Origin of the sequence: Microbacterium ureisolvens (assembly GCF_015278315.1) — a bacterium.
Lineage (GTDB): Bacteria > Actinomycetota > Actinomycetes > Actinomycetales > Microbacteriaceae > Microbacterium > Microbacterium ureisolvens.
Genome location: NZ_JADIJE010000001.1, coordinates 180,552 through 193,179, shown reverse-complemented (window position 1 = coordinate 193,179; position 12,628 = coordinate 180,552). Strand labels below are relative to the sequence as shown.

Here is a 12,628-nt window from a genome sequence, read left to right as displayed (position 1 = left end):
GGAGATTCCCGCACACGCGTGGTGGCGGGAATCTCCCCTTTCGCGGGTCTCGGGCGGCGGATGCGCCGCGCGAGGGTCAGAGCGTCGCGGCCAGCGGGTCGAAGTCCGCGGGGAGCGAGCCGACCTCGCCGAGGCTGCTCTCGACGGTGACGTAGGTGTGCGAGGCGGCGGCCTCCTCGATCGACAGCAGCGTGTCGAGCACGTGGTACCCGAACTCGCCGGTGGCGATGTGCGGGCGGCCGCCCCGGATCGAGCGGGCCATGTCGAGCAGGCCCAGACCGCGGCCGGCGAGCACGCCCTCCTGCGGCACCTGGACCACCTGCTGCTCGCTCACCGACGCGTCGGTCAGCGGCCGCGTGATCGTGATGTCGCCGCCGAACATGTTCGGGTCCGGGATCACGATGGTGCCGTCGGTGCCGTTGATCTCGACGATGCCGTGGCGCTTGAGCGGCGAGTCGGTGCTGTACAGGCTCTGCGCCTGGCCGCCCCCCTCGAAGTCCATGAGCACCGACAGCGTCGAGGGGATCTCGACCGGGAACTCCTGTCCGGCGAGCTCGCCGGACTTCACGGTGCGGGTCGGGACGCCCTGGAGGCCGAGCGCGGCGACCGATGCGACCGGACCGAACACGTGCAGGAGCGTCGAGACGTAGTACGGGCCCATGTCCAGCAGGGGGCCCGCTCCCTTGGCGTACAGGAACGCCGGGTTCGGGTGCCACAGCTCCGGACCCTGCCACTGGAACGTCGTCGTCGCGAACAGCGGGCGGCCGATGTCGCCGCGCGCGATCGCGCGCTTGGCCGTCTGCACTCCCGGGCCGAGGACGGTGTCGGGCGCGACGCCGACGCGCAGGCCAGCGGCATCCGCCTTCTGGAGCAGTCGCTGCGACTCCTCGCGGTCGATGCCGATCGGCTTCTCGGTCCACACGTGCTTGCCGGCGGCGATGATCGCCTCGGAGACCTCGACGTGCACGGCCGGGATCGTGAGGTTCACGACGATGTCGACGTCGGGGTCGTTCAGCACGAGGTCGACGCCGCCCGCGCGGGGCACGCCGTACTTCTCGGCCTGCGCCTTCGCGCGGTCCTCGAGGAGGTCGCCGATCGCGATGACGCGCACGTCGGGGAAGCTCGTCAGGTGCGTGAGGTACTGGTCGCTGATGTTGCCCGCGCCGATGATGCCGACGCCGACGGCTCCGCTGGAGGCCGCCATCAGCCGGCGACCTTCGCGCCGAGCGTCTCGTCGAGGTAGACGCGACTCTGCTCGACGGCGTCGAAGAGATCGCCGCTGAAGTGGTCGAACTCGACGATGGCGACCTCGAGTGCCGGTGCCGCGGCGATGGCCTGCGCGAGCGGGATGACGCCCTGGCCGGCGGGGACCTGGTCGGCCGGCGGGTAGGCGGCGACGGCCTCGGGGTCGAGCGTGCCGTCCTTGACGTGCACGGCGATCACGCGGTCGCCGAGGGTCTTCAGGAGCGTGGGCGAGTCGACGCCCGCGCGGGCGACCCAGTACAGGTCGATCTCGAGCACGACGCGGGGGTCGAGCAGCTCGGCGAACACCTCGAGGCCGGTCTTGCCGTCGAAGGTCGACTCCAGCTCGTGCGCGTGGTTGTGGTAGCCGACGCGGATGCCGCGGGCCGCGCCGATCTCGGCGGCGGCGTTGAGCTGCCGCGCGATGTCGGCGATGTGCTCCTGGCTCTGCCAGAGCGCGGGGTCGGTGTAGGGCTCGATCACGGTCGTCATGCGGAGGATGTCGGCGGCGTCGAAGACGGCCTCGGGGGCGGGGACGGGGCGACTCGTCGTCGTGCCGTCCGGGTTCACGAACGAGGTGGACGCGAGGAACGCGTGACCGGTCGGGGCGGCGATGCCGTTGGCCTTCAGGGCGGCGGCGAGGGGCTCGGCGCGGCGCACGAAGTCGTAGGGCTCGGCGGCGGTGAAGCCGCGCGAGGCGAGCTCGGCGAGGGTGCCTTCGAGGTCGGCCTCGAGCGCTTCCCTCACGGTGAACAGCTGGATGGATGTCTGGACCGGCATCGGTCGCGCTCCTTCGTTGTCTGCTTCGACGGTGTCTGGGGTGTCGTCAGCGGGCGCGGGGCCCGGACGGCATCACGCTACCACGAAAACCTCCACCTGGAGGTTTTCATTCGCTAGCATGGTCGCATGTCCGATGAGGAGACCCCCTCCGCCCTGCGCGGGTCGTATGCGAAGGGGGTCGCCCGGCGGCAGGAGATCCTGGACCGTGCCATCGAGGTGTTCGCACGGCGAGGCTCCGACCGCACCAGCCTCCGCGCGATCGCGGAAGAGGTCGGGGTCACCCACGCCGCGCTGAAGCACTACTTCGGATCGCTCGAGGAGCTGCTGGTCGCGGTGTACCGCCAGTCCGAGCACCGGGGCGACGACTGGGAGCCGGTGCCGCCGGACGTCACTCCGACCGAGCTGCTGCGGCGCTGGAGCGATGCCAACCACGAGGTGCAGGGGCTCGTGCAGCTGTACTCCACGCTCGTCGCGTCGGCGCTCGAAGAGGGGCACCCCGCGGCACGCGAGTTCGCGACGGAGCGCTTCGCGCGCGTGCGGCGCGAGATCGCCGAGCGCGTGCGCCACAACCAGCAGGCCGGGCGCATCAGGGCCGACGTCGACCCCGTGGCGGTCGCGGCGCTCGTGATCGCGGCATCCGACGGCCTCCAGACCCAGTGGCTGCTCGACGCCGACGCTCCGCAGGACGCCGCGCTGGCCCTCCTCGACCAGCTGCTGTCGGTTCCGGATGCCGCGACCCGGCCCGCGTGAGGCGGCTCAGCCTCGCATCAGCATGCCGAGGAAGGGCCCGACCGCGATGCACGACGCGGCGGTCACGATCGCCAGGCCGAGGGCGAACCACCGCCAGTACCACGAGATCGTCAGCAGCAGGGAGCCTGCCAGCACGACGATGAACGGCAGCAGCAGGATGAGCGTCCCCCCGCTGCCGACCGTGATCTGCGACGCGAACGTCAGCAGCACGAACATCAGCACCAGGTCGAAGACGAGAAGACCCGCGCCTGCGAGGAGCCCCAGCATGATGCCGGGCCGCCGCGTCTCCGACCGCTCGGCGAGCGGACCTCCGGCCCGGGGAGTCATGGGGCGAGAGTAGCGCCGACATCGGCGTCCGCGCGAGGCGCGGAGGAGGATGGACGCGGGAAGGGAGGAAGGATGCCGCGCCCGAGTCGTGGCCGCGCACTCGCGGCCGAGCTGCGAGAGGCGGTGGCGAGCCTCTTCCGCCTCGCCCCCGCACCGGCGCCGCGCTGGCCCATCGGGCTGCGGGCGGGGATCGCGATGGCGGCGCCCATCGCGATCATGGCACTCCTCGGGAACCCCGAGGCGGGCTTCCACGCCGCGACCGGTGCGTTCGTCGCGCTCTACGCGACGCAGCTGCCGGTCGTGGAGCGCCTGCGGGTGGTGCCGTTCATCGCGGGCGGTCTCGTCGTCGCTGCGGTGCTGGGGGCACTCGCCGGTCCGTCGCCCGTGGCGACGCTCGTGGGCCTCGGGGTCGTGGCGATCGCCGCCGCGGCCGCGATGTTCGGATTCGCCGTGGGCCCGCCCGGGCCGCTCTTCGTCGTGCTCGTGTACGGCCTCTCGTCGCACATCGTGAGTGCGGGAGCGGCTCCCGCGGCCTATCTCGCCGCGGTGACTTGCGGCATCCTGTTCGCCGCGGTCGTGTCGCTGGCCCCGCTGTTGCTGGCCAGTCGCCGCCGCGTCCGCGCCCGCCCGCTCCGCGAGGTGCTGCCCGGACCGTCGTGGCCGGCGGGTGAGCGGATGCTGCTCGCCCGGGTCGCCCTCGTGAGCGCCGTCGGCATCGCGATCGGACTGGCGCTGGATCCGCACCGCGCGTACTGGATCGTGGGTGCGGCGGTCGCGGTCATCGGCGTCACCGCCGATCGCCGCGCGGCGTTCAGCCGCGGACTGCATCGCATGGTCGGCACCATCCTCGGCGCGGGGGTTTACCTGCTCGTGGCCCCGGTGCCGCTGCCCGTCGTATGGCTGGCGCTCGTGCTGGGCGTGCTGCAGTTCACCATCGAGCTCTTCATCGTGCGCAACTACGCGCTCGCCCTCGTCTTCATCACGCCGCTCGTGCTGCTGCTGACAGGGGCCGCGACCGGGTCGGTCGACAGCGTGGCGGTGGCCGCCGAGCGCGTCGTCGACACCCTCGCCGGCGCTGCGCTGGGCGCCCTGAGCGGCGTGCTGCACCCTCGCGGGAATCAGCTCGCGGCGAGAGGGTAGACGCGCCGCAGCAGCACGCGCTGCACGAGCGTCCACGCGACGGTCGTGGCCAGGTACAGGGCGGCCGCGAGCGGCACGAACATCGCGAACACGGCGGTCGTGAACTGCAGCACCCCGGCGAGCCTGGCCATGCCGGCACCCGCCAGAGGCGAGGCATCCGGAGAATCGTCGACGGGCGGGCGGAACGCGCGCCGCGTGATCTCCGCCACCACGACGATCACCGCGATCACGCCGGCGAAGACCCCGAGGGTCGCCGCGGTCGCGGTTCCCGAGAAGATGGCGGCCACGAGGCTCGTACCCAGCGGCACGCCGAGCAGCTGCTCGGTGAGAAGCGCATTCGCGTGCCCGGCGATCGCGGTGTGGAGGAAGAGCGCGTACACGATCGCGACGACCGGCGCCTGCGCGAGCATCGGCAGATAGCCCGCGAAAGGCGACGTCTTCTCGTCGGCGTATAGCTTCATCGTCTCGCGCTGCATCCGCTCCGGGTCGCGCTTGTGTCGCTGCTGCAGAGCTCGCAGCCGGGGGGCCAGGCGGCTGCGGGTCTGCTCGGCCTTCGCCTGCGCGATGCCGGCGGGCACGAGCGCGGCGCGCACGATCAGCGTGAGGAGGATGACGGATGCCGCGGCCGCGGCGGATCCGGCGACAGGCTCGAGCAGCGCGGCGAGCTGCATGAGGAAGGCGTAGGCCGCGTCGAGGATCGCGGCGATGGATGGGAAGGCGTAGAGGTCCATGGGGTCGTCCGTTCGTCCGGTGTCGGTTCGTGGCGTAGGGCCACGAAGGCACCGGCGGGCGGCCTCGTGCGGAGGACGGACGACGGGCTACGCGGCCGGAGCCGCGAGCCCCGGAGCGCGCGGACGGGAGTGTCCCGGCGCGTCAGGGTGGGACGCGGACAGGCGCGTCGCGTCGGTGATCGCGCGGCGCGGGTGCGCCACGGTGGCGACCGCGTGCGCGGGCGACAGGAAGACCGCGAGCGCGACGGCGAGCAGCGCCAGGGACGCCAGCAGCGCGGTCGCGACCAGGAGGGCTCCTGCCTCGGCCGGCAGGGCCGAGGGGGCGAGCTCGGCCAGCGAACCGGCCACCGCCTCGATCAGTTCGACGGCGGGACGCAGAGCCGAGACGACCACCTCGGTGAACAGGCGCAGCAGCACGCCGATGTTCTCGAGCACGCGCACCTCCTCCGTCGCCGCCACGGTAGCACGCGGTGCCAGGCCCGGTTTCGGGGGAGTCGGTCGGCAACCGGGTCTTCGGGACAGGTGATCTGGCGGAGGTAGGACGAAACGCGACGGATCGTCCTACCTCCGCGAGATCACCTGTTCTGATAACGGCGGCGGCGCGCCGGGGCCTCCTCCACATGAGCGGGCGCAGGAGCGTCGGACCCCGGCCGTCCACCGGGCGGCCCCTCGAGGACGCCGCTGTCAGGGGCATGGGGCAGGGTGGAGGCGTGACTGCGACGACCACCACCCGCGCCGAGGCCCTCGACGTCCTGCGCTCGCTCGTCGGCCGCGACGACGCCGACTTCCACGACGGGCAGTTCGAAGCGATCGAGGCGCTGGTCGACGACCGGCGGCGGGCCCTCGTCGTTCAGCGCACCGGCTGGGGCAAGTCGGCCGTGTACTTCGTCGCCACCCTGCTGCTGCGCCGTCGCGGCGCGGGACCCACCGTGCTGGTGTCGCCGCTGCTGGCGCTCATGCGCGACCAGATCGCCGCCGCGGCGAGGGCGGGGGTGCGGGCCGTCAAGATCGACTCGACGAACGCGCACGAGTGGGGCGATGTGCTCGCGCAGCTCGACCGCGACGAGGTCGACGTGCTCCTCGTGTCGCCCGAACGCCTCAACAACCCGTCGTTCCGCGACGAGCAGCTGCCGCAGCTCGTCGCCCGCATCGGACTGCTCGTGGTCGACGAGGCGCACTGCATCAGCGACTGGGGCCACGACTTCCGTCCGGACTACCGCCGCCTGCGCGACCTGATCGCGCGCATGCCCGCGGGCATCCCGGTGCTCGCCACCACCGCCACCGCCAACAGCCGCGTGGTCGCCGACGTCGCCGAACAGCTCGACGCCGGCGCAGGCGACGACGCGGCCGACGGCGCCGCGCCCGGGGTGCTCACCATCCGTGGCCCGCTCGCCCGCGCCTCGCTGCGGCTGGGCGTGCTGCGTCTCCCCGATTCGCCGAGCAGGCTCGCGTGGCTGATCAGCCACCTGGGCGACCTGCCGGGCTCGGGCATCATCTACACCCTCACCGTGGCCGCCGCGGGCGACACCGCCCGGCTGCTCCGTGAGCGCGGCTACGACGTCCGCGCGTACACCGGGCAGACCGACACCGACGAGCGCGAGGAGTCCGAGGCCCTCCTCAAAGACAACCGCGTCAAGGCCCTGGTCGCCACCAGCGCGCTCGGCATGGGCTTCGACAAGCCCGATCTCGGCTTCGTCGTGCACCTCGGTGCGCCGTCGTCGCCGGTGTCGTACTACCAGCAGGTCGGACGCGCCGGTCGTGCCACCGACTCGGCCGACGTACTGCTGCTGCCGGGCACCGAGGATCGCGAGATCTGGCACTACTTCGCCACGGCGTCCATGCCCGATCGCGATCGCGCCGAGCGGGTGCTGACGGCCCTCGCCGCAGCCGGCGGTCCGCTGTCGACGCCGGCGCTCGAGGCGATCGTCGACATCCGCCGCACGCCGCTCGAGCTGCTGCTGAAGGTGCTCGACGTCGACGGGGCGGTCGCGCGCGTGCGCGGCGGATGGGTCGCCACCGGTGAGCCGTGGAGCTACGACGAAGACCGCTACCGCCGCATCGCGGCCGAACGGGTGGCCGAGCAGCAGCACATGATCGACTACGAGGAATCGCCCGGCTGCCGTATGGAGTTCCTGCAGCGCTCGCTCGACGACGACACCGCCGCGCCCTGCGGGCGCTGCGACAACTGCGCCGGCGCCTGGTATCCCGTCGAGATCGCGGCGGGGGCGACGGATGCCGCATCCGCGGCTCTCGACCGCGTCGGCGTGCCGATCGAACCGCGGCGGCAGTGGCCCACCGGCACCGACCGGCTCGGCGTGCCGGTCAAGGGCCGCATCGCGGCGGATGAGCTCGCGAGCGAGGGCCGGGCGCTCGCGCGCCTGACCGATCTGGGCTGGGGCGGCGCGCTGCGGGACCTCTTCGCCGCCGGCGGTGCGGACCGCCCGGTGCCCGAGAACGTGCTCGGAGCCTGCGTGCGGGTGCTCGCCGAGTGGGGGTGGGAGAACCGCCCGGTCGCCGTTGTCGCGATGCCCTCCCGCGCGAAGCCGCAGCTTGTCGACTCGCTCGCTCGGGGCATCGCCGGCATCGGCCGCCTGCCCTTCCTCGGCGCGATCGGCCTCGTCGACGGCGGACCCACGGGGCAGCCGGGCGGCAACAGCGCGTTCCGCGTGGCCGGGCTGTGGGACCGCTTCTCGGCGGCCGCCCTCGATGTTCCGGCCGGTCCCGTGCTGCTCGTCGACGACCGCGTGGACAGCGGGTGGACCCTCACCGTGGCAGCCCGCGAGCTCCGTCGTGCCGGCGCCGCCGAGGTGCTCCCCTTCGCCCTGGCCCTCCGCGGCTGACAGGCCCCGGCGAGCGGGTCGGCATGGATCCTCGGTCGTCGAACCTCAGCCTCCGGTCGGCGGGGTCTTGGGACGCGGCCGGCGCACGATGAGGTAGATCACGGCGGCGACGACCAGCAGTCCGAGCAGGATCACCCAGGGCACCCAGGTCAGTGGCGAGGCTGCCGTGTCGCCCGCCCCCGCGGTGGGCGACGGGGTGTGGGGCGTCGTCGCCGTGGGGGTCGGGGTCGGCGTCGCGGTGGTGGTCGGGGTCGGCGTCGGGGTGGCAGTCGGGGTCGGCTCCGGCACCGCGGTCGGCGCCGGTACCGGTGTCGTCGGTTCGGGCGTCGGCTCCGGCTCGGGCGCCGCGGTCGGCTCCGCCGTGGGCTCCGCCGTCGGGGCGGGGGAGCGGGTGGGGACGATCGGCGTCCGGGTCGGTTCGGGCGAGCCTGTCGGCTCGGGCGTCGGCTCCGGCGAGACCGTCCGAGTGGGCACGCTCGTCGGGAGTCCCGTCGGCAGGTTCGTCGGCAGATTCGTGGGCGTGGGAAGGGGGATGATGCCGCATCCGCTCAGCAGGACGAGAGCCGCGACGACGGCGATCCCGGCGAGCCCGCGTCCGCCGCGGTGCCGCGCAGGAGTCCGGGGCTCGCGGGTCACACGGGGGTGCGGCATCCGTTCCTCCATCGGTCGGTTGGCCGCATCGTACGGCCGGACGCGGGATGCGGCCCGGATTCCCGATGAGACACACCGTGTGCGCATCGTGGGGTTCGAGCGTGCGCGATCGCACGTGACCCCGTGTGACGCCCCGTGTCGCCGTGTCGCGACGTGTGTCGTCACGACATTCCCGCGGGTCCGCGGGGGAGCGAGCATGACCACATGTCTTCCCCACTCATCTCGCCGACCGAGCTCGCCGACCTGATCCGCGGCGGAACCCCGCCGCGGCTGCTCGACGTCCGCTGGCGGCTCGACCAGCCCGAGGGGCGCCCGGAGTACCTCGACGGCCACCTCCCGGGCGCCGTGTACGTCGACCTGGATCAGGAGCTGGCGCGCCGGGACGACCCTCGTGAGGGGCGCCACCCGCTGCCGCCGCGTGAACAGCTGCAGGCCGCGGCCAGGCGGTGGGGCATCCGCGCCGGCGACACGGTGGTCGCGTACGACGACGTGCATTCGGTGGCCGCCGCGCGCGCCTGGTGGGTGCTCACCCGCTCGGGGCTGACCGATGTGCGAGTGCTCGACGGCGGACTGCGCGGGTGGCTGGCCCAACGGCTCCCGCTCGAGACGGGCGACGTGCTGCCGCGCCCGCCGGGCGACATCGTGCTGGACGAGATCACCGAGGGCGTGGCCGACATCGACGGCGTCGAGGAGTGGCCCGACCACGGCCTCCTGCTCGACGTGCGGGCGCCCGAGCGGTATCGGGGCGACGCGGAGCCGCTCGACCCCGTCGGCGGGCACATCCCGGGCGCGGTGAACCTGCCGACCACCGTCCACCTGACCGCAGGCAGGTTCCGCTCCCCCGAAGAGATCCGCGCCGCGTTCGCGGCCGCGGGGGTGCAGGACGGCGTCGCGGTCGCCGCCTATTGCGGCTCCGGCATCGCCGCCACCCACACCGCGCTCGCCGGCGCACTCGCGGGCATCGATGTGGTGGTCTACCCGGGGTCCTGGAGCCAGTGGTCACGCTCTCGCGGTCGCCTGGCGGCCGTCGGACCCGCGCCCTCGTTGGACGTGGTGCCGGTATGACCGAGGTGCTCCGTGAGCAGAATGCCCGTCGCGCGATCGGCGACCGACCTCTGCGCGTGGTCGGTGTGTCCGGCTCGCTGCACGAGCCCAGCCGCACGACGGCGCTCGTGCGCGCGATCCTGGGCGCCGTCGCCGAGCGCCTCCCCGTCGAGACGGAGCTCATCGAGGTGGCGGCCCTGGGGCCCGGCTTCGCCGGCGCGCTGACCAGGGAGGACGTCGCGTCCGAGGTCGAGACCGCGCTGCGAGCGATCGAATCGGCCGACCTGCTGGTCGCAGCGAGCCCCGTCTACCGGGCGTCGTTCACGGGACTGTTCAAGCACCTGTTCGACTTCGTCGGACAGTACGACCTCGTCGGCACGCCCGTCCTGCTGGCCGCGACGGGCGGCGGCGAGCGGCACGCGCTCATCATCGAGCATCAGCTGCGGCCGCTGTTCGGCTTCTTCCAGTCGCTGACGCTGCCCATCGGTGTCTATGCCTCCAACGGCGACTTCACCGACTACCGCCTGTCCTCACCCGAGGTCGCGCGGCGCGTGGTGCAGGCCGTCGACCGCTCGCAGCCGCTCATCGAGCAGGCGGCGCTGGTGCGCAGATCGGAGTACGTCGCGACCTGGTGACCCGCCCGCCGCTCGCCGGCAGCCGGACCGCCGCCGCATTCCGCGCACGATCGCCCCGGCCGCGAATCGGGCGGGCCGCGGCATCCGTCTCTCGACGCCATCGCGTCCCTGCGTCTAGACTGGCGCCCGTGTTGACCTGTCGGTGTTGTCGCCCCTGCTGTTGAAGCGCTCGCTTCACGCAGACCTCAGCGACCCCGACAACCTCCCGCGCACCCGCGCGGCGACACACCAGGACACAACGTGCGTTACGCCCAGAGCGTGGCCGACCTCGTCGGCGACACCCCCCTCGTCCAGCTGACCCGCGTCACCGACGGCATCGCCGCAACGGTGCTCGCGAAGGTCGAGTACTTCAACCCCGGCGGTTCCGCGAAGGACCGCATCGCCCGGCGCATCATCGACCAGGCCGAGCGCGACGGGCTGCTTCTGCCCGGCGGCACGATCGTCGAACCCACGAGCGGCAACACCGGCGTCGGGCTCGCGCTGGTCGCGGTGCAGCGCGGCTACCGCATGGTCTTCGTGGTGCCCGACAAGTTCGACGGCCCGAAGGTCGACGTGCTGCGGGCTTACGGCGCGGAGGTCGTCGTCACCGACACCAGCGTGCCGCCGGAGGACCCACGCTCCTACTACAGCGTGTCGGACCGGCTCGTGCGCGAGATCCCCGGCGCGTTCAAGCCCAATCAGTTCGCGAACCCGAACGGGCCGCTGAGCCACTACGAGACGACCGGTCCAGAGATCTGGCGCGACACCGAGGGTCGGGTGACCCACTTCGTCGCCGGCATCGGCACCGGCGGGACCATCACGGGCACCGGCCGGTATCTGCACGAAGTGTCGGGCGGCGCGGTGCGCGTGGTCGGCGCCGACCCCGAGGGCTCGATCTACTCCGGCGGCCCGATCCACGGCTATCTCGTCGAGGGCGTCGGAGAGGACTTCTGGCCCGACAGCTACGACCCGACCGTGCCCGACGAGATCCACCGCATCCCCGACGCCGAGTCGTTCGCGATGACGCGCCGGCTCGCCCGCGAAGAAGGCCTCCTGGTGGGCGGCTCGAGCGGCATGGCCGTGGTCGCCGCGCTCCGCACCGCGCGCGATCTGCCCGCCGACGCCGTCGTCGTGGTGCTGCTCCCCGACCACGGCCGCGGCTATCTCCACCGGTTCTACGATGACGAGTGGATGCGCGCGCACGGGTTCGATGTCGCCGCGCCTCCCGCTTCGGGCTCCGACGCCGGGCGCGGCTCGGCCGAACCCGGCGCATAGGCGGGCGACACGGCATCCGGAATCACCCACGAAGGAGCACAGGAATGACCGAGCCCACGAGCGACCGCGGTTTCGAGACCAGGGCGGTGCACGCCGGCCAGGCGTTCGACCCGACGACCGGCGCCGTCATCCCGCCGGTGCACTTCTCGACGACCTACGCGCAGGACGGGATCGGCGGGCTGCGGCAGGGGTACGAGTACGGCCGCAGCGGCAACCCCACCCGAACCGCGCTCGAGACCCAGCTGGCCGCGCTCGAGGGCGGCGCGCACGCGCTGTCGTTCGCCTCCGGTCTCGCCGCCGAGGACGCCCTGCTGCGCGCGGCGCTGAAGCCGGGCGACGAGGTGCTGCTCGGCAGCGACGTCTACGGCGGCACCTACCGGCTCATCGCGCGCGTGCTCGGCGCGTGGGGCGTCGGGGTGCGGGTCGTCGACATGAGCGATCTCGACGCGGTGCGGGCAGCGCTCGAGGAGCGACCGGCGCGCATCGTGTGGGTGGAGACCCCCAGCAATCCTCTGCTGCGCATCACCGACATCGCGGGGCTCGCCCGCCTCGGTCACGACGCCGGCGCCCTCGTCGTCGTGGACAACACCTTCGCCTCGCCCGCTCTCCAGCAGCCGCTCGCGCTCGGCGCCGACGTCGTCGTGCACTCGACCACGAAATACCTCGGCGGGCATTCGGACGTCGTCGGCGGGGCGCTCGTGCTGAACGACGAGGCGCTGTACGGCGAGGCGAAGTTCCTGCAGTTCGCCGTCGGCGCGGTGTCGGGCCCGCTGGACGCATGGCTCACCACGCGGGGCATCAAGACGCTGGCCCTTCGCATGCAGCGGCACAGCGAGAACGCGCAGGCGGTCGCCGAGTTCCTCGACGGCCACGCCGCCGTCTCGCACGTCTACTACCCGGGCCTGCGGTCGCACCCCGGTCACGAGCTGGCAGCGACCCAGATGAGCGGGTTCGGGGGCATCGTGTCGGTGGCGCTGGCGGATGCCGCAACCGCGCGCCGCTTCGCCGAGTCCACGCGGCTGTTCCAGCTGGCCGAGTCGCTCGGCGGTGTCGAGTCGCTCATGAACTACCCCGACGAGATGACGCACGCCTCGGTGCGCGGCACCGAGCTCGCCGTGCCGCCGGAGGTCGTGCGCCTGTCGGTGGGCATCGAGTCGGCCGCCGATCTCGTCGCCGACCTCGACGAGGCCCTCGCGCGCTTGTGAGACGGAGCCGGCGCGTGCGCCGGGTGCGG

Annotated in this window: 13 protein-coding genes; 7 read left to right on the top strand and 6 right to left on the bottom strand. The window is 73.0% G+C overall.

Annotated elements, in window-relative coordinates; translation table 11 throughout:
- Window positions 1–76: 76 nt before the first annotated feature.
- The gene (locus IM767_RS00780; RefSeq protein ID WP_109211557.1) at window positions 77–1,204 is read right to left on the bottom strand and encodes a Gfo/Idh/MocA family protein; all 1,128 of its coding nucleotides are present in this window, start codon (window positions 1,202–1,204) and stop codon (window positions 77–79) included.
- Window positions 1,204–2,022 (bottom strand): sugar phosphate isomerase/epimerase family protein, encoded by an 819-nt coding sequence (locus tag IM767_RS00775; RefSeq protein ID WP_109211558.1) that lies wholly within the window; start codon window positions 2,020–2,022, stop codon window positions 1,204–1,206. The genes IM767_RS00780 and IM767_RS00775 overlap by 1 nt, the downstream gene beginning before the upstream one ends.
- A 126-nt stretch (window positions 2,023–2,148) precedes the next feature.
- Here IM767_RS00775 and IM767_RS00770 point away from each other — a divergent pair, with 126 nt between their 5' ends.
- On the top strand, window positions 2,149–2,772 hold the full coding sequence (locus IM767_RS00770; RefSeq protein ID WP_109211559.1) for a TetR/AcrR family transcriptional regulator: 624 nt from the start codon (window positions 2,149–2,151) through the stop codon (window positions 2,770–2,772).
- 6 nt (window positions 2,773–2,778) lie between these two features.
- On the opposite strand, the gene IM767_RS00765 is transcribed toward IM767_RS00770, so the two are convergent.
- Entirely contained in the window at window positions 2,779–3,099 is a 321-nt protein-coding gene (locus IM767_RS00765; protein ID WP_109211560.1) for a hypothetical protein, read from the bottom strand.
- Window positions 3,100–3,171: 72 nt separating this feature from the next.
- Here IM767_RS00765 and IM767_RS00760 point away from each other — a divergent pair, with 72 nt between their 5' ends.
- The gene (locus IM767_RS00760) at window positions 3,172–4,239 is read left to right on the top strand and encodes an FUSC family protein (RefSeq protein WP_239453439.1); all 1,068 of its coding nucleotides are present in this window, start codon (window positions 3,172–3,174) and stop codon (window positions 4,237–4,239) included.
- Here IM767_RS00760 and IM767_RS00755 read toward each other — a convergent pair.
- Together IM767_RS00755 and IM767_RS21095 are read right to left on the bottom strand one after the other, a co-directional pair.
- A complete protein-coding gene (locus IM767_RS00755) occupies window positions 4,218–4,970 on the bottom strand; it encodes a YidC/Oxa1 family membrane protein insertase (protein WP_109211561.1) in 753 nt (250 codons plus the stop codon). The two genes, IM767_RS00760 and IM767_RS00755, sit on opposite strands and share 22 nt — an antisense overlap.
- An 87-nt stretch (window positions 4,971–5,057) precedes the next feature.
- Window positions 5,058–5,405 carry a DUF6412 domain-containing protein gene (locus tag IM767_RS21095; protein WP_198425577.1) on the bottom strand — a complete coding sequence of 116 codons (348 nt, stop codon included), beginning with the start codon at window positions 5,403–5,405 and terminating at the stop codon, window positions 5,058–5,060.
- A gap of 257 nt (window positions 5,406–5,662) precedes the next feature.
- Between IM767_RS21095 and IM767_RS00745 the strand changes: the two genes are divergently transcribed.
- Window positions 5,663–7,810, top strand: a complete 2,148-nt coding sequence (locus tag IM767_RS00745; RefSeq protein ID WP_194398785.1) for a RecQ family ATP-dependent DNA helicase — start codon at window positions 5,663–5,665, stop codon at window positions 7,808–7,810.
- A 45-nt stretch (window positions 7,811–7,855) separates the two neighbouring features.
- On the opposite strand, the gene IM767_RS00740 is transcribed toward IM767_RS00745, so the two are convergent.
- Window positions 7,856–8,461 (bottom strand): hypothetical protein, encoded by a 606-nt coding sequence (locus tag IM767_RS00740; RefSeq protein ID WP_109211563.1) that lies wholly within the window; start codon window positions 8,459–8,461, stop codon window positions 7,856–7,858.
- A gap of 204 nt (window positions 8,462–8,665) precedes the next feature.
- Between IM767_RS00740 and IM767_RS00735 the strand changes: the two genes are divergently transcribed.
- The 4 genes from IM767_RS00735 to IM767_RS00720 all read left to right on the top strand — a co-directional run bounded on the left by IM767_RS00735 (window position 8,666) and on the right by IM767_RS00720 (window position 12,599).
- Window positions 8,666–9,526, top strand: coding sequence for a sulfurtransferase (locus tag IM767_RS00735; RefSeq protein ID WP_109211564.1), 861 nt, complete (start codon window positions 8,666–8,668; stop codon window positions 9,524–9,526).
- Window positions 9,523–10,140, top strand: coding sequence for an FMN reductase (gene msuE / locus IM767_RS00730; protein ID WP_109211565.1), 618 nt, complete (start codon window positions 9,523–9,525; stop codon window positions 10,138–10,140). Before IM767_RS00735 ends, msuE begins: the two co-directional genes overlap by 4 nt.
- Window positions 10,141–10,380: 240 nt before the next feature.
- On the top strand, window positions 10,381–11,394 hold the full coding sequence (locus IM767_RS00725) for a pyridoxal-phosphate dependent enzyme (protein WP_109211566.1): 1,014 nt from the start codon (window positions 10,381–10,383) through the stop codon (window positions 11,392–11,394).
- Window positions 11,395–11,438: 44 nt separating this feature from the next.
- Window positions 11,439–12,599: a cystathionine gamma-synthase gene (locus IM767_RS00720; RefSeq protein ID WP_109211567.1), complete on the top strand. Its 1,161-nt coding sequence runs from the start codon at window positions 11,439–11,441 to the stop codon at window positions 12,597–12,599.
- Window positions 12,600–12,628: the final 29 nt, after the last annotated feature.

Bases quoted from the DNA above. Each gene is read 5' to 3' on its own strand.
- IM767_RS00765 (WP_109211560.1), bottom strand. From the start codon at position 3,099: ATGACTCCCCGGGCCGGAGGTCCGCTCGCCGAGCGGTCGGAGACGCGG.
- IM767_RS00775 (WP_109211558.1), bottom strand. From the start codon at position 2,022: ATGCCGGTCCAGACATCCATCCAGCTGTTCACCGTGAGGGAAGCGCTC.
- IM767_RS00780 (WP_109211557.1), bottom strand. From the start codon at position 1,204: ATGGCGGCCTCCAGCGGAGCCGTCGGCGTCGGCATCATCGGCGCGGGC.
- IM767_RS00735 (WP_109211564.1), top strand. From the start codon at position 8,666: ATGTCTTCCCCACTCATCTCGCCGACCGAGCTCGCCGACCTGATCCGC.
- IM767_RS00760 (WP_239453439.1), top strand. From the start codon at position 3,172: ATGCCGCGCCCGAGTCGTGGCCGCGCACTCGCGGCCGAGCTGCGAGAG.
- IM767_RS00770 (WP_109211559.1), top strand. From the start codon at position 2,149: ATGTCCGATGAGGAGACCCCCTCCGCCCTGCGCGGGTCGTATGCGAAG.
- IM767_RS00745 (WP_194398785.1), top strand. From the start codon at position 5,663: ATGGGGCAGGGTGGAGGCGTGACTGCGACGACCACCACCCGCGCCGAG.
- IM767_RS00740 (WP_109211563.1), bottom strand. From the start codon at position 8,461: ATGCCGCACCCCCGTGTGACCCGCGAGCCCCGGACTCCTGCGCGGCAC.
- IM767_RS00720 (WP_109211567.1), top strand. From the start codon at position 11,439: ATGACCGAGCCCACGAGCGACCGCGGTTTCGAGACCAGGGCGGTGCAC.
- IM767_RS00755 (WP_109211561.1), bottom strand. From the start codon at position 4,970: ATGGACCTCTACGCCTTCCCATCCATCGCCGCGATCCTCGACGCGGCC.
- msuE (WP_109211565.1), top strand. From the start codon at position 9,523: ATGACCGAGGTGCTCCGTGAGCAGAATGCCCGTCGCGCGATCGGCGAC.